We start from the raw sequence: 21,007 nt of genomic DNA, 5'->3' as shown, positions 1-21,007 counted from the left end.
CCGGCCGGACCGGCGCAGTCTGGATCTGCGGTCGTCGCGACCGCCGCCGACGCGGGAGAGGCCCGCACGCGGTGTGTGAGGGAGGGGTTCGGCGATGAACGACACGATGATCACGGTGGTGGGGCGGGTGGCCACGACACCGGTGTTCCGGGAGCTGCCGTCCGGCCCGGTGACGCGCTTCCGGATCGCGGTGACACCCCGTCACTTCGACCGCGCGCGCAATGAGTGGGCGGACGGACACACCAACTTCTTCACGGTCTGGGCCCGAAGGGCCCTCGGCCTGAATGCGCAGAGCTCGCTGTCGGTCGGCGAACAGGTCATCGTGCAGGGCAGGTTGAAGATCAAGGACGAGGAGCGCGGCGGCCAGCACTGGCTGTCGGTGGACATCGACGCGCACGCGATCGGCCACGACCTGGCACGCGGGACGTCCGCGTTCCGCCGCGGCAAGGTGCAGACCCAGGCGCCGATGGAGCGCGAGCCCGCCTGGGAGTCACCCGTGGAAGGGGTCGACCCGGGCGCCGAGAGCGCGAGCGGCGCGGCGGCGGATGCCACGGCCACGGTGCGAGCGGAGCCTGGAGCCACGGCGGAGGCTCGCCCGGAACCGGCCGCGGTCGGCTGAGGCGCCGGACGACCCGACCCCGCGCCCAACGCCCGCCGTCCCTCTGTGAAATGAGGGGAACGGAACCATGGATTTGTCGATAAGCCCAGCTCAACGGGGGCGTTGCCGATAACGATTCCGATTCGGATCGGTTGTCGGACGGTCGTACTGGGAACGGCGATGCGTCGCGTCTTTAGGATGCCGGGCGTGGCTCCGTGGGTCAGTTGGTGCCCGAGTGGAGCGCTCGGCAGGTGACTCTGCTCGCTCTGAGTCTGCTGGCGGGACCCGTCCCCCCATGTGAATCGGTCCTGCCCGGAGGGGAATTCTGTGTTTGCTGCGTTGTCCATACGGGGTCGAGGCGCCGCGCGCCTCGCCGCCGCGCTGGTCGCGTCCGGGCTCGTCTCGGCGGGCGCGACAGCCACCGCGGCGGCGGCCGTGGCGACGGACGCCCCGCCGTACCGGGGCGGGGCCACCGCCACCCTGGACGGCCTGAAGACCTACAGCCAGGCCGTCATCCGCGAGGACGGCGAGAGCCAGAGAATTCCCGCAGGACTCTTCGAGATGTCCGTGGACAACGGCGGCACCCTCCAGACGTACTGCGTCGACCTCCACAACCCCACGCAGAAGGACGCGCAGTACAAGGAGACCCCTTGGCGCGGCACGTCCCTGCACGCCAACCACGACGCGGGCAAGATCCGCTGGATCCTCCAGCACTCCTACCCCCAGGTGAACGACCTGGCGGAGCTGGCCCGCAAGGCGGGCGCGGGCTCGCTCACCGAGGAGACGGCCGCGGCGGGCACCCAGGTGGCGATCTGGCGCTACTCGGAGAAGGCCCAGAGGACGCAGAAGACGGAGAAGAAGACGGAGAAGGCGAAGAGGGCGGAGCGTACGGGCAAGTCGGACAAGGCGGGCCGGACCGCCGGGGTCGAGGTGGAGGCGGTGGACCCGCGGGCCGAGAAGCTCGCGGACTATCTGGAGCGCAGCGCGCGCACCAGCCCCGAGCCGAAGGCGTCCCTGACCCTGGAGCCGCCCGCCGTGTCCGGCCGCGCGGGGGAGCGGCTCGGCCCGGTGACCGTGCGGACGGGCGCGGACAGCGTGGCCGTCATACCCCCCGCCGACCCGGCGAGCGGAGTGCGGGTCGTCGGGAAGAACGGCAAACCGGTGAAGTCGGTGTCCGACGGCGGCAAGCTGTACTTCGCCGTCCCCAAGGGCACGCCGGACGGCATGGCCTCGCTGGAGGTGCAGGCGTCCACGACCGTGCCGGTCGGGCGGGCCTTCACCTCCGAGACCAGGAGCCAGACGCAGATCCTCGCGGGCTCCAGCGAGTCGACGGTGGCCGCGACGGCGACCGCGCACTGGGCGCGCAAGGGTCCGGTACCGGCGCTGTCCGCGGAGAAGAACTGCGCGGAGTCCGGCGTGGACATCACGGCGAGCAACAAGGGGGACGCGCCGTTCACCTTCAGCCTGATGGGCACCAAGCACACCATCAAGGCCGGTGCGTCACGCACGGTGACGATCCCGCTCCAGGAGGACCAGGCTTACGACTTCACGATCACCGGGCCCGGCGGCTTCGAGAAGCGCTTCAGCGGAGTGCTCGACTGCAGGACCGAAGCCGGTGCGGTCGTCGGTGTCGGCGGCAAGGCGCAGCCCGCGCCCCAGCCGAGCCCCGCGTCGGCGGGCGGCACGTCCGGCGGCGACCTCGCGGCGACCGGCGGGTCGAACGCCACGCCCCTGATAGCCGGGCTCGCGATCGCCCTGGTCGTGGTCGGCGGCGGCGCGGTGTTCCTGCTCCGCAAGAAGAACGACCCGGCTGGGGCCGACAAGGCCCCCACGACCGAGAAGTGAGCACGCCGTGACCAATCGGTCACGGTGTGCCCCACCGGCCCCGGGCCCGCCACCCGCACTCCTTGCGGGCGGTACCTGCAGGTCGGGCGGGCCGCACGGCTATCCGGTTTTCTCCGGGGGGTAGCCGTACGGCAAGATGGGGTGTATCTGCCCACACACTGATTGCCGGACGGTTTCTCTTGGCTGAGTACATCTACACCATGCGCAAGACGCGCAAGGCGCACGGCGACAAGGTGATCCTCGACGACGTCACCTTGAACTTCCTGCCTGGCGCGAAGATCGGTGTCGTGGGTCCGAACGGCGCCGGTAAGTCCACGGTGCTGAAGATCATGGCGGGTCTGGAGCAGCCGTCGAACGGCGACGCGTTCCTGTCGCCCGGCTTCACCGTCGGCATGCTCCTGCAGGAGCCGCCGCTGGACGAGTCCAAGACCGTCCTGGAGAACGTCCAGGACGGGGCCCGCGAGGTCATGGACAAGCTCAAGCGGTTCAACGAGGTCGCCGAGCTGATGGCGACCGACTACTCGGACGCGCTCATGGAGGAGATGGGCAAGCTCCAGGAGGACCTCGACCACGCGAACGCGTGGGACCTGGACACCCAGCTCGAGCAGGCCATGGACGCCCTCGGCTGCCCGCCCGGCGACTGGGCGGTCACCAACCTCTCCGGTGGTGAGCGCCGCCGCGTCGCGCTGTGCAAGCTGCTCCTGGAGGCGCCCGACCTGCTGCTCCTCGACGAGCCCACCAACCACCTGGACGCCGAGTCCGTGCAGTGGCTGGAGCAGCACCTCGCGCAGTACCCGGGCACCGTCGTCGCCGTCACCCACGACCGGTACTTCCTGGACAACGTCGCCGAGTGGATCCTGGAGCTCGACCGCGGCCGCGCCCACCCCTACGAGGGCAACTACTCGACGTACCTCGACAAGAAGGCCACCCGCCTCAAGGTCGAGGGCCAGAAGGACGCCAAGCGCGCCAAGCGCCTCAAGGAAGAGCTGGAGTGGGTCCGCTCCAACGCCAAGGGGCGCCAGGCCAAGTCCAAGGCGCGACTCTCCCGCTACGAGGAGATGGCCGCCGAGGCCGACAAGATGCGGAAGCTGGACTTCGAGGAGATCCAGATCCCGCCGGGCCCCCGCCTGGGCAACATCGTCGTCGAGGTCAACAACCTCTCCAAGGCCTTCGGTGACAAGGTCCTCATCGACGACCTGAGCTTCACGCTGCCGCGCAACGGCATCGTGGGCGTCATCGGTCCGAACGGCGCGGGCAAGACCACGCTGTTCAAGATGATCCAGGGCCTGGAGACCCCGGACGCCGGCAGCATCAAGGTCGGCGACACCGTCAAGATCTCCTACGTCGACCAGGGCCGCGCGAACATCGACCCGAAGAAGACGCTGTGGGCCGTCGTCTCCGACGAGCTGGACTACATCAACGTGGGCCAGGTCGAGATGCCCTCGCGCGCCTACGTGTCCGCGTTCGGCTTCAAGGGCCCGGACCAGCAGAAGCCCGCGGGCGTGCTCTCCGGTGGTGAGCGCAACCGCCTCAACCTGGCGCTGACCCTCAAGCAGGGCGGCAACCTGCTGCTCCTCGACGAGCCGACCAACGACCTGGACGTCGAGACCCTGTCGTCCCTGGAGAACGCGCTCCTGGAGTTCCCGGGCTGCGCCGTGGTCGTCTCCCACGACCGCTGGTTCCTGGACCGCGTCGCCACGCACATCCTGGCGTACGAGGGCGAGTCCAAGTGGTTCTGGTTCGAGGGCAACTTCGAGTCGTACGAGAAGAACAAGATCGAGCGCCTCGGCCCGGACGCGGCCCGTCCGCACCGCGCCACGTACAAGAAGCTCACCCGGGGCTGACATGGCCCGTCATCTGTACAGCTGCCCGCTGCGGTGGTCGGACATGGACGCCTTCGGGCACGTCAACAACGCGGTCTTCCTGCGGTACTTGGAAGAGGCGCGCATCGACTTCATGTTCCGGCTCTCGTCGGAGGACGGCCCGTCGTTCTCCGGCGGGTCCGTGGTGGCACGGCACGAGATCGACTATCTGCGGCCGCTGGTGCACCGGCACGAGCCGGTCACCATCGAGTCGTGGGTGACGAAGATAGGCGCCGCGTCCCTGACGGTCTCGTACGAGATCAAGGACCCGGAGCAGGTGTACGTGCGGGCGACGACGGTCGTCGTGCCGTTCGACCTGCGGGCGCAGCGCCCCCGGCGGATCACCGCCGAGGAGCGCGCGGTCCTGGAGGAGTACCAGGACGACAGCGCGGGCGGTGCGGAGGCGCTGGTCGCATGACCGCGCGGCTGCACTTCGTGGACCCGGGGGAGGCGGCGGACCTGGCCGCCTTCCTGGCCCGCCTGCTCCACTACGACAAGGCGGCCGCGGTGCGGCTGCAGGCGGCGGGGGAGACGCTCGCCGTGTTCGGGCGGCCGCCGTCGTTCGAGGTCCTCGCGATCCGGACGGCGCGGCTCGCCAAGCCGTACGAGGACGGGCTCGACACCTCGCTCGACGTGACGGTGTCCGCGGGCGAGTTCCTGGAGTCCGTGGGGGAGTCGGCGGAATCGGCGGGGACGGCGGGTACGGCCGCCGTGCCCGCCGCCGTGACCGGACCGCCGTGGGCCGGTGTGCTGCCGCCGCGGGGCGGCTGGGAGCACGTCCCCGGCCTTCCGGCCGCGCCCGAGGTGCGGGCGCTGGTGCGCGGTGCCGTCACCGAATTCCGGGCCCGGGTCGAGGAGTTGGCGCCGGAGCGGAGGGTCCGGGCGGAGCTGGACCGGGTGGGGCGGGAGATATGGTCCCGCGTCGTGCCGGGCACGGGGCTGCCCGTGCGGGCCGCGCACGCGGCGCAGTCGCTCGGGTTCCTGCGGGGGGATTCCCTCGACCTGCTGGCGGCCGGGGTCTGGCTGCGGCTCCGCACGCCCTACGGGTCCGTCGCGCTGCGGCGGGCGGGCGTCGGAGCGCTGTCCGTCACGCCCGCCTGAGGCGCGTGGCGGGCCCGCTCAGCCCGGGGTGTTCACCATGGAGGCGGCCGCGTAGGTCAGGTAGTTCCACAGCGTGTGCTCGTGCTCATCGGCGAGGTCCAGGGAGTCGACCGCCGCGCGCATGTGCCGGAGCCAGGCGTCGTGGGCCGCGCGGTCGACCGTGAAGGGGGCGTGGCGCATGCGCAGCCGCGGGTGGCCGCGGTTGTCGCTGTAGGTGCGGGGGCCGCCCCAGTACTGCATCAGGAACAGCACGAGGCGCTCCTCGGCCGGGCCCAGGTCCTCCTCCGGGTACATGGGCCGCAGGAGCGGGTCCTCGGCGACGCCCTCGTAGAACCGGCGCACCAGGCGCCTGAAGGTCTCCTCGCCGCCGACCTGTTCGTAGAAGGTCTGCTCCTGAAGCGTGCCGCGCGGGATCTCATTCACCTCTCCATGGTCTCAGACGCCGTGGCCGAGGACGGAAGGCTTAGGACCGCTCGCATCGGACGCCTGGGAGCAGCACAGTGGGGGTATGGGTGCGCAAGCTCCGCTCAGGGACGAACCCGACCCCGTCGTCGCCGCCGAGGCGCGGGCCGCTCTGGTGCGGGACATCGAGGCGGGCGGTGCCTTTGACGGCGATCCCGGCTGGCGGGAGGCGTTCGAGGCGGTGCCGCGGCACGTGTTCGTGCCCTACTACTACGTGAGCCAGACCGGGGGCTACGAGCGGCTGTGGGGCGAGGATCCCGACCCGGTGCGGCGGGCCAGGTGGCTGCGCGGGGCGTACGCGGACGCGCCGCTCGCCACCCGGGTCAGGGACGGGGAGCTGCTCTCCTCCAGCAGCCAGCCCTCGCTCATGGCCAAGATGCTGGTGGAGCTCCAGGTCGGGGACGGCGGGCCGTACGACGTCCTGGAGATCGGCGCGGGCACCGGTTACAACGCGGCGCTGCTCGCCCACCGGCTCGGGGACGGCCGCGTCACGACCGTCGACCTGGACCCGGAGATCACCGAGTCCGCGCGGCGGCACCTCGCCGTGGCCGGGTACCGGCCCGCCGTGGTCACCGGGGACGGGGCCGCGGGGTGCGCGCGCCGGGCGCCGTACGACCGGATCGTCGCGACCTGCACGCTGAACTCGGTGCCGAGGCCGTGGCTGGCGCAGTGCCGCCCCGGGGCGCTCGTGCTCGCGCCCCTGGCGACGGGGATCATCGCGCTGCGGGTGCGGGACGCCACGCACGCGGAGGGGCGGTTCCTGCACACCCCCGCGTACTTCGTGCCGCTGCGCGGCGGCAGCGGGCGGGTGGCGGGGGAGCCGCACCTCGGGGGGCTGCCGCGCCGGGCACTGCAGAGCGAGCTGTTCCGCTTCCTCCTGGAGCTGACGGCCGGGACCCTGGATCCGTACGAGGCGCTCGCGCTGTGGCAGCGGGAGGGGCGCCCGGTGCGGGAGCGGTTCGGGGTGACGGTCAGCGGGGAGTACGCGTGGGCGTGGCTGGACGACCCCGAAGGGCCGTACGCCTGGCCGCTGTGACGGCGGGCGTACGGCCCTTCGGAGTCGCGCTGTGCGTGGGGGTCAGTCGCGGCGGACGGTGATCGTCGTCCAGGCGCCCACGTGCACCTTGTCGCCGTCCTGGAGCGGGACGGGGACGAACGGCTGGATGGGCTCCTCGCCGCCGTTGACCGTGGTGCCGTTGGTCGAGTTCTGGTCGACGACCGCCCAGCCGCCGTCGGGCTGCTGGACCAGGATCGCGTGCTGGTGCGATACGCCCGGGTCCTCCGGCGGCACCGACAGGTCGATGTCGGGGGTGTCGCCGGTGGAGTGCCGGCGGCGGCCGATCGTGACCTGGTTGCCGACCAGCGGGCGGTGCTGCTCGGGCGAGTACGCGGGCAGGTTCAGGCCCGCGGCCTCGGGGCCGCTGCGCTGCATCATCGCCATGAAGTACTCGCGGTCGGGCCCGATGGTCGCGGTCCAGGTCCCCGGGCCCTGCGGCTGCCCCTGGGGCGGGAAGCCCTGCGCGGGCGCCTCGGCCGAGGGCGGCGAGATGACCCAGTCGTCCTCGCCACCGGCCAGCGGGCCCGACGGGCCGGGCCCCGGCGACGGGGGCCCCTGCGGGGCTCCGGCCTCGCGCGGGAACGCGGGCGGCGCGGGGGGACCCTGCTGGAACCCCTGCGGCGCACCGCCTCCCGGTCCGCCGGGCGGTGTCGTGGAGGGGCCGCCGCCGGGGCCGCCGGGGCCGCCGCCGAAGGGCGGGATCGGCTCGGCGGGGCGGTTCACCTGCGAGGGGCGGGAGCCCTGGTAGTCGAAGGGGTCGTGACCGGAGCCGGAGCCCGCGGACGGGGGGAACTGGGAACCGGGGTTCGGGCCACCGGGCCCACCGGGGCCTTCCGGGCCGCCGAACGGGCGGGCCCCACCAGGCCCACCAGGCCCACCAGGCCCACCAGGCCCACCAGGACCGCCGGGACCGGAAGGACCGTTGCCCGGCCCGCCGGGGCCTTCGGGCGCGCCGGGGCCGCCGAAGGGCCGCGGTCCGCCGGGCCCACCGGGACCGCCAGGGCCTTCCGGGCCGCCGAACGGGCGGGGCCCACCGGGTCCGCCGGGAGCGCCACCAGGCCCGCCAGGGCCCTCGCCGAAGGGGCGGGGCGCGCCGGGTCCACCGGGGCCCTCGCCGAAGGGACGGGCGCCACCGGACGCGCCGGGGCCGCCGGGCCCACCGGGACCCCCGGGGCCACCGAACGGACCAGGGCCGCCCGCGGGACCGGGGCCACCAGGGCCGCCGGGTCCACCGGGACCCCCCGGCCTACCGGGGCCCTCCGGACCGCCGAACGCACCGGGACCGCCAGGGCCACCCGGCCCACCCGGACCCGGTCCGCCGGGCCCACCGGGACCCGGTCCGCCGGGCCCACCGGGACCGTCAGGGCCGCCGAACGGCCCACGGCCTCCAGGCGCACCAGGTCCCCCGGGACCGCCGCCGGGCCCACCGGGACCCCCGGCCGGACCGGGGCCCCCGGGCCCACCGAACGGACCGGGACCACCCGGCGTACGTCCGGGACCACCGGGGCCGTCAGGGCCACCGAACGGACCAGGACCGCCAGGACCGCCAGGACGGCCAGGCCCACCGGGGCCGCCGGGCCCCGCGGACCCGTCGAAGCCGGGCCGCGACGGACCGCCGGGCCCGGGCATGCCCGGGGACGTGGGCAGCGGAGGGTTCGGCGCGGCGGGTGTGTACGACGTCGCCGTGTTCGTCAGGAAGTTCCAGCGGCACTCCTCGCAGAACGGCGCGTTCGCCTCGCGGGGGGTGCGGCACTGGGGGCACAGCTCGGGCTCGCGGCCCGGCACCGCGGACAGGTGCGGGCGGCCGCCGGGTGCGGGCGGCGGCCCGGGGTGCCCGGGTCCGGGCCCGCCGGGGCCCGGCGGCGGGTAGCCGTACCCGGCGGCCGGGGGCGGCGGGGAAGGCGGCGGTGGTACGGCACCGGCCATGCGGTGACCGCAGACCTCGCACCAGTCGTCGGAACCCGACTGGTGTCCGTTCGGGCAGGTCGGCATGTCGGCGCTTCCCCCTCTCCTTCTCCGGCCCGAGGGCCGTGTGCGGTGCTTGTCCGGTACGGGCAGACGTAGCTGTACTGCGCCGTCGTATCACGACGCTCCGTGCCGTCGTATGACGAGGGACACGTTGGCTCGCTCGTGCTACTTCTTCACGCGCACGGTCTTCGTCGAGCGCGTCTCGAGCGTCATCTCGTCGGCCTCGGCGACGCGCGCCTTCAATCGAACAGTACCTGTCGTGGCGTCCACGACGTCCACCACCTTCGAAAGCAGCTTCGCGGTGTCCTCGTTGCCGGAGGCGCTCGCGAGCTGAACGGCCCGGCCCAGCTTGGCCGTTGCGCCGTCGAGGTCGCCCAGCTTGCGGGCGTCCAGGCCCTGCTGGATCACCTGGGCCAGCTCGGCCTGGCCGGTGTAGTGCGCGACCTGCGGATTGATGGAGGTGGACGCCGCCAGATCGTCGGTCCACACCGCCCGCACCAGGCCCTGGGACAGCGTCTGTACGGTGCCGTCGGGCTGCGGCACCACCAGGGAGACGCGGGCGGCGAGCATCTCCTGGCCGAGCTCGGCGCCCGGGACGCGGACGCAGACGTGGTAGTCGCGGGACTCGTCGCCCCAGGAGCCGGTCGGGTAGTCGCCCGCGCGCGGCCCGGCCTCGGTGCGCCGGTCGGTCAACTCCTCGACGGTGGGCGCCACTTGCTTGACGAAGACGATCTCGACGCCCATCGGGGTCCACAGCCGCAGGCTGACGTCGGCGACCTCCTTGCCCATGGCCGTCTCCATCATGCGCGTGAAGTCGTCGGCGAGGCCCGCGGGGTCGGCGACGATGTCGGCGGTGCCGAGCAGCGCGGAGGCGATGCCTGTGACCTCTTTCACCTCCCAGTCGGTGCCGACGCCACGGGCGTCGCAGGTGAAGCGGCCCGCGCAGGCGTCGAGGGAGGCGCGCAGGGCGTCCGGCGACTCGTGTTCGTTGCGCCCGTCGGTGAGCAGGATGCCGTGCCGTATCGACACCTCGGCGGAGGCGAGCAGCCGGTCGGCCAGGCGCAGCCAGGTGCCGATGGCGGTGCCGCCGCCCGCGCTGAGCTTGCGCAGGGCCTCCTTGGCCTGGGCGCGGGTCTGCGGGCCCGCGACGGCGAGGCGGCCGCCGCCGGGGTAGACCTCCTTGGCGACGTGGGTGCCGCCGATGACGGCGAAGTGCACCCCGTCGCGCAGGGCGTCCACGGCGGCGGCCGTGGCGTCGCGGGCGCCGCGCATCTTCGTCGGCGGGTAGTCCATGGAGCCCGAGCAGTCGACCATGATGGCGACGGCGGCGTCCGGTCCCTGGCCCGCCGCGTACAGATGGGGCGCGCTGACGGCGGAGCCGATGGTGCCGCCGCCGGTGGAGGTCACCGTGGCGATCGCGTTGACCTCGCGGCCGCCCTCCGGGAGGTACTCGTTCTGATAGACGTCGACGGTGAACTGCGGGACGCTCGACTTGAAGAAGTTGGCCATGGTTGCTGTTCCCCCCTGAGACGGTTCCCACGGCGGTCCCACGGTGTGGGCGCGCGCATGAAGTACGGGTGCACGGCAGCCCTTCGGGGCCCGTACCGTACGAAGGTCCCGGCGCGGGCGACGGCGTCGCGCCCGGACCGCTAGGCCGATCCTGCCCCTCGCGACGCGGCCGGGAACGGCAGGACCGCCACTGTTACGTTGTCGTGGCCGCCGCCGTCGAGGGCGTGGCCGACGAGCACCTGGGCGCTGTGCAGCGGCCGTTCGGCGGCGTCCGCGGGCACGGCCGCGGCCATCTCCTCGGCCGCCTCCGCGTAGTTCCACAGGCCGTCGGTGCACACCACCACTACACCCGCACGGTCCGGTTTGAAGGAAGCGGTGTGCGGCTCCAGTTCGTACGCGTCGGCGCCGAGCCAGCCCGTGATGGCGTGGGCGCGCTCGTCGGCGTACGCCTCGGCCTCGTTCATCAGGCCCGCGGCGACCATCTGCGCGGCCCAGGAGTCGTCCTCGGTGAGGCGGACGGCGGGGCCCGTGCGGTCGACGGGGACCCAGTAGACGCGGCTGTCGCCGACCCAGCCGACGACGAGCAGGCCGCCGGTGACGACGGCGCCGACGAGGGTGCAGGCGGGCGCGTTCTGGTGCGGGTGGTGCTCGCGGGCCGCGGCGGGCTCGTCCGCGAGGGCGTTGACGGCGTCGGCGGCGGCGACGATCGCGTCGTGCATGGCCTGCTGCGGATGGGTGCCGTGCGGCAGGGCCGCCCGCAGGGACGCGTCGGCGGCGCGGGCCGCGGCCGCGGAGGCCTCGTCGGGGCGGGTCGCCGAGGAGACGCCGTCGCAGACGATCGCGACGACGGCGGGGGAGCCGTCGGGCAGGGCGGCCGTGGAGATCGCGAAGGCGTCCTCGTTGCGGTGGTGGCGCAGGCCGCGGTCGCTGACGGCGGCGACCGCGTCGAGCTCCCGCTCCATGTGGTCGCGCTCGCGCGGCTGGGCGTGCCCGCAGTTCTCGCAGTAGCCGTCCGGCGCGACGCTGCCCGCGCGGCAGGCGACACAGACCTTGGTCTCCGCTGCGGGCCCGGCCGCGGGGGCCGCCGGGGCACCGGCGCGCGGGTCGGGGGCGGGCAGCGGATAGTCGTCGGGCTCGGCCGTCTCGTCCCGGCCCGCGTGTCCGTCGCGCGCGTCGGCGCTCTCCCGTACGCGGACGTCGTCGGCGTCCTGGGTCTCGTTCGCGGCGATGTCGCCCAGGGAGCCGCGCGCGGCGTCGGGGACGTCGGGCCACGCGTCGGGCCCGTCCGGGGGAGCCGCGGGGGGCGCCGCCGGGGGCTCGGGGGCGGTGCGGGGCAAGCCGTTGATCACCAGCGTGGGGCGGTCGTCCGGTGACACCGGGGCCGCCGAGAGGTTGTAGCCGCACGCGCCGCAGTACAAGTCGCCCGTATCCAGGGGCCACTCGCAGCTGGGACACGTCGACAGGGCCGCCGGTTGGTGCATTTCCGACATCCTCACACCCACGTCCTGGGGCGGAAACGGTTTGCCCGCTCCACCAGTTCGATCCTTTCCTCGCCACCCTGGGCGAGCCGGGCGAGCGTCCGGTACGCGCGCTCCAGACCGAACCGGAGGCCGCGCTCGTCCAGATCGCTGCCGAGCAGTACGGTCCGCGCGTGCCGGTCGCCGGAGGCCGTCGACGGAGCGGAGGCGTGACCAGAGTGCCTACCGGAGAGTACCCAGTCGAGCGCGGTGCCGAGCACCTCGGTCGACAGGTGCTCCCTGCGCACCGCGTCGAGCCCGAAGCCCGCGAGGGCCTCCACCTGCCCGGCTGCGGCCGTCAGGTCGTCCAGGAAGCCCGCTCCCGGCCCCTGGGCCGTGTCGAACGTCATACGCCGCCGCAGCCGCGCCCGCACCGCCGCGACCCGGGCCGCCGTGTAGTGGATCGACGACTCCGGCACCGACTCCAGGGTCCGTACGGCGCCCGCGCGGTCGCCGGTGGCCAGCTGGACGCGGGCCAGGCCGAAGGCGGCGCTGACGTAGCTCGGGTCGGTGGTCCACACGAGGCGGTAGTACTCGGCGGCGTTGTCCAGCTGGCCGAGGACCTCGGCGCACAGGCCGAGGGCCAGCTTGGGTGCGGGCTCGCCGGGGAACGCGTCGTAGATGGCGTCGAAGGACAGCGCCGCGTTCTCGTGGTCGCCGGTGGCGAGGGCGGCGACGCCCCGGTACCAGACGACCCGCCAGTCGTCCGGGTAGTCCTTCTCCAGGGCCTCCAGGGCGTTCCCGGCCAGGGTGTGTTCGCCCAGGGTGAGGCGGACGCGGAGCTCGCGCAGGCGGAGTTCGGCGGAGCGGGCGGGGGCCGCCTGGAGGGCGGCCAGGAGTTCGCCGCCGCCCGCGGAGTCGACCAGGCCCGCGAGGAAGCCGGCGTTCGGGTCGGCGGGGTCGACTCTGGGAACGGGCAGGGCGAGGGCCGCGGCGGGGGTGTCCAGGGGCTTTACGGGGACGGGGGCTCCTGCCGGAGTGCCGTTCTCCCCGGCGGGGGCCACGGCCGCACGGGCGCGGGGCACCGCAGGGGCGGCGGCCGGGGTGCGGGAGCCGAGGAGCGAGACGTCGCCCTCCACGTCGCCGAACAGTTCCGTGTCCGTGACCTTCAGTTCCGGGCCGAACAAGGTGGACAGGGCGGGGCGCGGGCGGCCGCTCTGGAGGGCCACCACCTCGCGGAGGACGCCCGTCAGCTGTTCGGCCATCTCCTGGGCCGAGGCGAAGCGGCGGGCCGGGTCGGGGTCGGTGGCCCGGACGAGCAGCCGGTAGAAGGACTCGTACCGGCGGAAGACCTCGATGTGGTCCGGGTCGGGCAGCAGGTCCACGAAGACGCTGGTGTAGCCCTGGAAGTCGAAGGTGAGGACCGCGAGGGTGCGCGCCACCGTGTACAGGTCGGACGCCACGGAGGGGCCGACCTCGGCGACCTCCGGCGCCTGGTAGCCCACCGTGCCGTAGATCGCGGACTCGGCGTCGTCCATGCGGCGGACCGCGCCCATGTCGATCAGCTTGAGCTGGTCCTCGGTCTGGATGGCGTTGTCGACCTTGAAGTCGCAGTACAGCAGGTTGCGGCTGTGCAGATGACCGAGGGCCTCCAGGGCCTCGATGCCGTACGCGCAGGCCTGCTCGACCGGGAGCGGATCCCGCTTGCCGCCCTGGGTGCGGCGGCCGTTGGCGATCTCCTTGAGGGACTTGCCGCCCACGTACTCCATGACGATGTAGCCGTCCATGGAGCCCGTGCGCTGGTCCAGGTGCTCGACGAAGTTGTAGATCCGCACGATGTTGGCGTGCTCGATCTCGGCGAGGAAGCGGCGCTCGGCGATCGCGGCGGCCATGGCGTCCTGGTCGCCCGTGTCGAGCAGGCCCTTGAGGACCACCCAGCGGTCGGACACCGCGCGGTCCACCGCCAGGTACACCCAGCCGAGGCCGCCGTGCGCGAGGCAGCCCACGACCTCGTACTGGCCGTGCACGATGTCGCCCGGGTGCAGCTTGGGCACGAAGGAGTACGGGTGGCCGCACTTGGTGCAGAAGCCCTCCGTGCGCCCCGGCCGGTCGCCGCGCGCGCGGCCCACCGGGGCGCCGCAGTCGGAGCGCGAACAGAACCGCTTGCGCTCGGGCACCTCGGGGTCGCGCTGCACCGCGCCGCGCGGGTCGGGGCGCGGCACCCCCGGCACGGCGACCAGGCCCATGCCGAGACGGGCGCGCGCCGAGGAGCCGCTGGCCGTGCCCGAGCTGCGCACGGAGACCGACCGCGACGACGTGCGGCCCGACAGGGAGCGCGAGAGGCGGCCGGAGACCGAGCGGCGCGACGACTGGGAGCGCGAGGAGCGCGAACTGCCGCGCGTGGAGCGGGAGGAGGCGGACCGGCCCGAGGCGCCCGAGCCCTTGGCGCCGCCGGTGATGCCGGTCGCGGGCGAGCCCACCATGCCCTGCGGCGAGACGACCGGGGCGAGCCCGCAGGTGTCGCAGTACAGCTCGCCGCCGCCCACGTCCTCGTACGCGCCGGTGCAGCCGGGCCGCTGGCAGGGCCGCGGCCCCGCGGGCCCTCCGGCCGTGTGCTCGCTCATGCGTCCCCCCTCCGGTCGGCGGGCCCGCCCGGTTGCGGGACCCGCGGTGCAAGGGCCTCGGCGGCGGCCTGTTGGAAGCGCAGCACCGCCTGCTCGGCGACGCGCAGGTCGCAGGGCGCGCTCCAGAGCATCCGGCGCGCGGTGTCGTACCGCTCGATGAGGAACGGGTCCTCGGCGAGGCCGTGCCGGGCGACCTTCGCCTTGTACGCGTCGAGGCGGCCGCGCAGCTCCGCGCGGACCGCGAGCGGCGCGGTGACGGCGGTCAGCGACTCGCGGGCGCGCAGGAGTTCGTCCTCGGCCTTCTGCTCCAGGGACTCCAGGAGCGGCGAGAGCCGGTGCCACTGGGCGTTGCGGCGGTAGTCGGCGGCCATGGCCAGCTGCTCCTGGAGGGCCGTCGGCGGTCCGGAGACGGCGGGCACCTCGGACGCGGCGATCTTCGCGAGGACCTCGCCGCGCGCGGAGCGGGCCTCGGCGAGGGTGCGGTCCGCGCGCGACAGGAGGTCGCGCAGCTTGCCGAGCCGGGCCTCGGCGTCCTGGCGCACGGTGAGCACGGCGTCGATCTCGCGGCGCACGTCCTCCAGGGCGCGGGCCGCCGTGTCGTAGCGGTCGGTGTGCGGGCGGCCGCCCCCGGGGGCCGAACTGCCCGGCGCGGGCTGCCAGAAGGCCAGCGGGTCGGACACCACCTGCTCGCGCAGCAGGGCCAGCTCCCGCGTGATGCTCTCCAGGTCGTCGCCCGAGGGGTGCTCGCCGGGGCGCACGCCCACGGAGTGCGCGAGCTGCCGGGTGCGCTGGAGCTCGGCGGCGAGCAGGTCGATGCGGGCGGGCAGCGCCGACCAGACGGCGTCGGCGGCGACGACCGTGTCCAGGGAGTGCGCGTACAGGTCGTTCATCCGTGCGACCAGCTCTTCGAGGGTGAACCGCTCGGTGAGCCTGGCGGGGCCGGTGATCGAGGGGGCGGCGCCCGACGCGGACCCGCCCGCGAGCGTGACGCTGTCGCCGCGCAGGAGCAGGGTCAGCTCCGTCAGGTCGTCGCGGTTCGGCCAGCGCCTGCGCTCGCGCACGTCGCGGGCGGTGCGCAGGGCGCCCGCGTACGCGTCGAAGTACGTCCACAGGAGCGTGATCTGGCGCTCGGCGCCGAGCCACCGCTCCTGGGTGGTGCCGGTGAGCCGGGCGCCTTCGAGCAGCCGGCGCCCGGCGTGGTCCTGGAGGGCGAGGAGCGAGGTCTCGATCGCCTCGTGCTCGGCGTCGAGGCGGGCAAGGGCACGGTCCACCTCGTCCCGGTCCATGACGGGGCCGGGGGGTCCCGCGACGCTCATCGATCACCTCTCCGCTCTGTGGTGCGAACTCGTGCGTGCTGTCACATCAGTCGCCGGGTCTCGTCGGGCCGGTCCTCGTACTTCGGGGTACTTCGGGGTACTTCGGGTCAGTCCTTGTACTTCGGCTTCGGCGGGCGGGCCGAGGAGCCCAGGTCGTCGGCGAGCCAGTCGTCGTACGACTTCTTCCAGCCGTCCTTGCGGTAGTCCTCCAGGACGTCGTTCACCCGGCGGACCAAATCGTCGGCGCCCTTCTTCATCGCCACGCCGTAGTACTCGGTGGTGAACGGCTTGCCCTTCAGTGCGACCGTCGGGTCCTGGGCGGCCTGGCCCGCGGCGAGCGCGCCGTCGGTGAGGACCGCGTCCACCTGGCCCAGCTGGAGCCGTACCAGGCAGTCGAGTTGGTTCGGCACCGTGGTCTTGATGTCGGCACCGAAGCTCTTCTCCTTGAGGGCGGCCTCCGCCGTGGAGCCCGTCGCCGAGCACACGCGCTTGCCCTTGAGGGTGTCGTTGTATCCGGTGATGGTGGACTTCCTGGGGGCGAGCACCTGCTGGCCGGTCTCGAAGTAGGCCGTCGAGAAGTCGACTTGCTCGATGCGCGCGCAGTTGATGGTCATGGTGCGGACCACCATGTCGACCTGGCCGCTCTGGAGGGCGGGGATGCGCTGGTTGGTGGGGATCGCCCGGAACACCACCGCCTTCCGGTCGCCGAGCAGGCGTTCGGCGATCTCCCGGGCGAGGTCGATGTCGAACCCCTCCAGCTCGCCCTTCTCCTTGTTCGGGTCGCGGTAGCCCCAGCGGTAGCTGTTCTGGTCGACGCCCACGACGAGCTTCCTGACCTTGCGCTTCTTGATCGCTTCGAGCACCGGGCCGTCCTTGGGCGAGGGCCGCAGGCTGCGCTCCGGCTCCTTGCACTGCTCGTCGGCGCGCGCGGGCGCGGCCTGGGTGAGCCGGTCGGCGCCCCGCGAACCGGCCTTCCGCGCCGCGCTGTTGGCGCTGCCGCCGTCGCTGAGCCGGGGCAGGACCAGGACGAGGGCGGTCGCCAGGAGACAGGCCAGCGCCATCGTGGCCACGCCTCCCCAGCCGCGCAGCCGCGCCACGCCCCCGCCGTGCCACCGAGTCCCGTCACGTCGCGTACGCATCGTCCGCGTGCCTCCCTTCACCCCGTCACCCCTGCCCCGCTCACCGGTACTCCGACAGCCTGCGGCCGATGCCGAGCACCGCGCCCGCCGCGCCGAGGACCGCGAGCACGGCGGCGCCGACGGGCAGGCCCGTCATCGCGCCCTTTCCGTCCTCCGCGGCCTGCTGGAACTCGCTCTGCTCGTGGGCGAGCGCCGTGTCGAGGGCGGCGTCCACGTTGTCGAAGGACTCACCCGTCGACTCGCCCTTGGCGCTCTCGGAGCCGATGACCTTGTCGAGGGCGGCCTCGTAGTAGCCCGCGTCGTCGCTGGCGCGGGCCGACTTGTGCCGGGCCTTCCACTCGGTCACGTTGTCCGCGGCCGCCGCGACCGGGCGTCGTCCCGCGCTGTCGTCGGCGAGCCGGGCCGCCTGCGAGAGCAGCCCGGACTCGCCCGCGAGCCGGCGCATCTGCTGCTGGTAGGCGGTGTCGAACTTGTCCTTCACGTCGCCGCCCGTGGTGACCGTCTCCGCGCCCCTGCTGACCAGGGTCAGGTTCTCGTTGCCCCGGGCCTTGAGGGAGCTGATCCGGGCGTCGTTGAGGACGGTCAGGGACCGTACGCCGTCGTCGTACGAGGTGCTGAGGCCGGAGCGGGCCACGGTGTGGCCGACGACGAGCCACAGCAGGACGACAGCGGCGGCCGTGCTGGCGGCGAGGAGGCCCGCGTTGAACACCCGGTTCGTGCGCCGGTAGTTGCGGCGCTGGGCCCACACGAGCGCGGCCAGGGCGAGGGCGCCGAGGGCCAACGAGGCCCACGGGTAGGGCTCGGCGTCGGCGTAGTCGTCGTCCAGGCGCTGGTTCTCGGCCTTGTAGAGCTTCTCCGCGGCGGGGAGCATGCGGGTCTGCATGGTGTCGTTGGCGTACCGCAGATAGGCGCCGCCGAGGGGCAGGCCCTGACGGTTGTTGGCGCGGGCCCGCTCGATCAGGGACGTGTACCGGGGCAGCAGCTTGTTGAGCGCGCTGATCGCCGCGGCCGACGAGCCGTTGCCTCCGGTGCCCGCGTTCGCCGCGGCCGTGGCCAGCTTCTCGCTGGCCCGCTCGATGTCCCGCTGGTAGCGCTCCCTTATGTCGGCGGGCTCCTGGCCGCCGCCCAGGAAGCCCGTCGACGCGGCCGTGTTGGCGTCCGCGAGGGAGCGGTAGATCGCGGCGGCGTCCGCGCTCAGCGGCTGGCTGCGGTGCAGCACGCGGTCCGCGGCGTCCGCGCGCGACGTGGTCTCCCAGGTGGTGACCGCGCCGAACGCCAGGACCAGGGCGGCGAGGACCGCGCCGATGACGCGCAGCCTGCCCGGCTCCGTGGTGGCCGCCTTGCGCAGGCGCTTGAGGCCCTCCGCCCAGGCGGGCTCCCGCGCGGGGGCCTTGGGTGGCGGCTCCGGCGGCGCGGCGGGCCGCGCGGCGGGCTGCGCCGCGGGCGGTGCCTCGGGTGCTGCTGGCGGGTGTGTCACCTGGGCCTCGACCTCCCCCTTGGTCATCGGGCGTGGCACCGCCGTGTCTTCCCGGTCCCCGGGCCCTGGTCCCTGGGCGTCGGCGGGAAGTGGTGCTCGGCCGCAAGTATCGCCGTCGGGGCGGGGATCCGCACGGGGCTTGCCTCGATCTTGTGCGGATTGCGGTGGGCCGCGCACCTTGGAACACGCGCTCGACCCCACTCCGGTTCCCTCCCCCACCGCTACCGCGGCGGGTTTTCCCCCATTCCGCCCGCCTCCAAGGAGGGCGGGCGGAGAACGACGGCGTGTGGCGGACCCGACCGGCTCGTCGGGCGTTTGGAGGACAAGCGTGGTGGCGCGGTGCTCTGAGCCGGGGTCAGAGGGCGTAGTGCTGGCGGAGGCGGGCGTACGCGGAGGGCGGGGCCGCCGTGGTGTCCAGGGCGAGGAGGGCCGCGCCAAGGACGGGGGGCTCGGTGACCACGCGGGGCACGGCCTTGGGCGCGCGCTCGGCGAGCCGGGAGCGGACGCCGTCGTCCAGGAGGCGGTGGCGCGCGGCCAGCACGCTGCCGCCCAGGAGCACCGGAGCCGCCTCCTCCAGCAGATCGAGGCGCCCCAGCGCCACCGCGGCCATGGCGACGATCTCCTCCGCCATCCGCTCCACCAGCCCCCGCGCCACCGCGTCCCCCGCCGCGGCCGTGGCGAAGAGCACGGGCGTCAGCTCGTGCTGGCGCACCGCCTCGACGTGGCCCAGGTGCAGCGCCTCGATGAGCGCGTACATCGAGTCGAGCCCGAAGTGCGCGGGCAGGTCCCGCATCAGCGCGGTGGGCCCGCCGCGCCCGTCCTCGGCGCGGGCGGCGTGCCACAGGGCCTCCTGGGCGAGCCCGCCGCCCCCGCCCCAGTCGCCGGAGATCTTGCCGATGGCGGGGAAGCGGGCGGTGCGCCCGTCGGGCAGCATGCCCACGCAGTTGACGCCCGCGCCGCACACCACGGCGACGCCGCGCGGCTCGGCGTCCTCCAGGAGACCCGCGCGCAGCACCGCGAAGGTGTCGTTGCGCACGTCGACGGTCCCGCCCCAGCCGCGGCGGCGCAGCGCGTCGGCCAACTCCCTTTCCTCGACGGGCAGATCGGCGTTGGCCAGGCAGGCCGAGACATGCCCGACGGACGTCAGGCCCGCCTCCCCGAGGGCCCGGCCCACGGCGTCCGCGAGGACGTCCACGGCCGGCTCGACGCCGTCCTGCGGGGGCCGGAATCCGCCGCCGCGGGCGGTGCCGGCGACGCTGCCGTCGGCCGCGACCACCGCGACGTCGGTCTTGCTGTTGCCCGCGTCGATGGCGAGCACGGAACTCAGGCCCACGCCAGGTGCTCCCGGTTGTGCGCGACGAGCTTGTCGGTGAGCTGCTCCGCGTACGCGTACTGGCCGACCAGCGGGTGGGCGAGCAGGGCCTTGAAGACGCGGTCGCGGCCGCCGTGCAGGGCCGCGTGCAGCGCCAGGTCCTCGTACGCCGTGACGCTCGCGACCAGGCCGGAGAAGAGCGGGTCGAGCGAGGGGACGGCCAGCGGCGTGGCGCCCTCCTTGCCGACGGAGGCCTGGACCTCGATGACCGCGTCGTCGGGGAGGAAGGGGAGCGTGCCGTTGTTGTAGGTGTTGACCACCTGGTACGGGCTGCCCCCGCCACCGAGGAGGGACGCCGCGAGGTCCACGGCCGCCTCCGAGTAGAAGGCGCCGCCGCGCTTGGCGAGCAGCTCCGGCTTCTCGTCCAGGGCCGGGTCGCCGTACATCGCCAGCAACTGCCGCTCCATCTCCGCGACTTCGGCCGCCCGCGAGGGCTTGGTGGCCAGCTCCCGCACGACCTCGTCGTGCTGGTAGTAGTAGCGCAGGTAGTAGGAGGGGACGACGCCGAGGCGGTCCACCAGGGTCTGCGGCATGCGCAGGTCGGCCGCGATGGCCTCGCCGTGCTCGGCGAGGAGGCCCGGCAGGACGTTCTCGCCCTCGGGGCCGCCGAGCCGGGCGCCGAGCTCCCAGGTCAGATGGTTCAGGCCCACGTGGTCCAGGTGCACCCGCGCCGGGTCCACGCCCAGGTGCGCGGCGAACTTCCGCTGGAAGCCGATCGCCACGTTGCACAGGCCGACGGCCTTGTGCCCGGCCTGGAGCAGCGCGCGGGTGACGATGCCGACGGGGTTGGTGAAGTCGATGATCCAGGCGTTCGGGTTGGTGCGGCGCACGCGCTCGGCGATGTCCAGGACCACCGGGACGGTGCGCAGTGCCTTGGCCAGGCCGCCCGCTCCGGTCGTCTCCTGGCCGACGCAGCCGCACTCCAGGGGCCAGGTCTCGTCCTGCTGGCGGGCGGCCTGGCCGCCGACGCGCAGCTGGAGCAGGACCGCGTCGGCGTCGGCGACGCCCGCGTCCACGTCGGAGGTGGTGACGATCCGGCCGGGGTGGCCCTGCTTGGCGAAGATGCGCCGGGCGAGGCCGCCGACGAGTTCGAGGCGCTCCGCCGCCGGGTCGACGAGGACGAGCTCCTCGATCGGCAGGGTGTCCCTCAACCGCGCGAAGCCGTCGATGAGTTCGGGTGTGTAGGTCGAGCCTCCGCCGACCACTGCGAGCTTCATTGC

16 protein-coding genes are annotated in these 21,007 nt (G+C 73.9%); 6 read left to right on the top strand and 10 right to left on the bottom strand.

Annotated features, from left to right (window positions below):
* Positions 1–94: 94 nt before the first annotated feature.
* From MQV74_RS15890 to MQV74_RS15870, 5 genes are all read left to right on the top strand, one after another.
* On the top strand, positions 95–619 hold the full coding sequence (locus MQV74_RS15890) for a single-stranded DNA-binding protein (RefSeq protein WP_242718213.1): 525 nt from the start codon (positions 95–97) through the stop codon (positions 617–619).
* A gap of 324 nt (positions 620–943) precedes the next feature.
* Positions 944–2,443, top strand: coding sequence for a Cys-Gln thioester bond-forming surface protein (locus tag MQV74_RS15885; protein ID WP_242728730.1), 1,500 nt, complete (start codon positions 944–946; stop codon positions 2,441–2,443).
* Positions 2,444–2,622: 179 nt separating this feature from the next.
* Entirely contained in the window at positions 2,623–4,287 is a 1,665-nt protein-coding gene (ettA, locus tag MQV74_RS15880; RefSeq protein WP_242718211.1) for an energy-dependent translational throttle protein EttA, read from the top strand.
* Between the two features lies 1 nt (position 4,288).
* Positions 4,289–4,723, top strand: coding sequence for an acyl-CoA thioesterase (locus tag MQV74_RS15875; RefSeq protein WP_242718209.1), 435 nt, complete (start codon positions 4,289–4,291; stop codon positions 4,721–4,723).
* Positions 4,720–5,406, top strand: coding sequence for a hypothetical protein (locus MQV74_RS15870; protein ID WP_242718207.1), 687 nt, complete (start codon positions 4,720–4,722; stop codon positions 5,404–5,406). The genes MQV74_RS15875 and MQV74_RS15870 overlap by 4 nt, the downstream gene beginning before the upstream one ends.
* Positions 5,407–5,424: 18 nt before the next feature.
* On the opposite strand, the gene MQV74_RS15865 is transcribed toward MQV74_RS15870, so the two are convergent.
* The gene (locus MQV74_RS15865) at positions 5,425–5,829 is read right to left on the bottom strand and encodes a globin (RefSeq protein WP_242718205.1); all 405 of its coding nucleotides are present in this window, start codon (positions 5,827–5,829) and stop codon (positions 5,425–5,427) included.
* Positions 5,830–5,914: 85 nt separating this feature from the next.
* Between MQV74_RS15865 and MQV74_RS15860 the strand changes: the two genes are divergently transcribed.
* Positions 5,915–6,904: a methyltransferase domain-containing protein gene (locus tag MQV74_RS15860; protein ID WP_242718203.1), complete on the top strand. Its 990-nt coding sequence runs from the start codon at positions 5,915–5,917 to the stop codon at positions 6,902–6,904.
* A 42-nt stretch (positions 6,905–6,946) separates the two neighbouring features.
* Here MQV74_RS15860 and MQV74_RS41525 read toward each other — a convergent pair whose 3' ends face one another.
* From MQV74_RS41525 to MQV74_RS15815, 9 genes are all read right to left on the bottom strand, one after another.
* The gene (locus MQV74_RS41525; protein ID WP_242718201.1) at positions 6,947–8,917 is read right to left on the bottom strand and encodes an FHA domain-containing protein; all 1,971 of its coding nucleotides are present in this window, start codon (positions 8,915–8,917) and stop codon (positions 6,947–6,949) included.
* 141 nt (positions 8,918–9,058) lie between these two features.
* On the bottom strand, positions 9,059–10,402 hold the full coding sequence (locus tag MQV74_RS15850) for a vWA domain-containing protein (protein WP_242718199.1): 1,344 nt from the start codon (positions 10,400–10,402) through the stop codon (positions 9,059–9,061).
* A 140-nt stretch (positions 10,403–10,542) separates the two neighbouring features.
* Positions 10,543–11,883 carry a PP2C family protein-serine/threonine phosphatase gene (locus tag MQV74_RS15845; protein WP_374120624.1) on the bottom strand — a complete coding sequence of 447 codons (1,341 nt, stop codon included), beginning with the start codon at positions 11,881–11,883 and terminating at the stop codon, positions 10,543–10,545.
* Positions 11,884–11,894: 11 nt separating this feature from the next.
* Complete coding sequence (locus MQV74_RS15840) at positions 11,895–14,483, bottom strand: serine/threonine-protein kinase (RefSeq protein ID WP_242718195.1); 2,589 nt, start codon at positions 14,481–14,483, stop codon at positions 11,895–11,897.
* Complete coding sequence (locus MQV74_RS15835; protein WP_242718193.1) at positions 14,480–15,799, bottom strand: hypothetical protein; 1,320 nt, start codon at positions 15,797–15,799, stop codon at positions 14,480–14,482. Before MQV74_RS15835 ends, MQV74_RS15840 begins: the two co-directional genes overlap by 4 nt.
* Before the next feature lie 107 nt (positions 15,800–15,906).
* Positions 15,907–16,938: a glutamate ABC transporter substrate-binding protein gene (locus MQV74_RS15830; protein ID WP_242718191.1), complete on the bottom strand. Its 1,032-nt coding sequence runs from the start codon at positions 16,936–16,938 to the stop codon at positions 15,907–15,909.
* 40 nt (positions 16,939–16,978) lie between these two features.
* Complete coding sequence (locus MQV74_RS15825; protein ID WP_242718189.1) at positions 16,979–18,442, bottom strand: hypothetical protein; 1,464 nt, start codon at positions 18,440–18,442, stop codon at positions 16,979–16,981.
* 328 nt (positions 18,443–18,770) lie between these two features.
* Positions 18,771–19,748, bottom strand: coding sequence for an N-acetylglucosamine kinase (locus MQV74_RS15820; protein ID WP_242718187.1), 978 nt, complete (start codon positions 19,746–19,748; stop codon positions 18,771–18,773).
* Positions 19,739–21,004 (bottom strand): 6-phospho-beta-glucosidase, encoded by a 1,266-nt coding sequence (locus tag MQV74_RS15815; protein WP_242718186.1) that lies wholly within the window; start codon positions 21,002–21,004, stop codon positions 19,739–19,741. Before MQV74_RS15815 ends, MQV74_RS15820 begins: the two co-directional genes overlap by 10 nt.
* Positions 21,005–21,007: the final 3 nt, after the last annotated feature.

It is taken from the genome of Streptomyces sp. AN091965, assembly GCF_022698285.1.
Lineage (GTDB): Bacteria > Actinomycetota > Actinomycetes > Streptomycetales > Streptomycetaceae > Streptomyces.
This window is presented reverse-complemented; position numbering and strand designations above follow the sequence as displayed.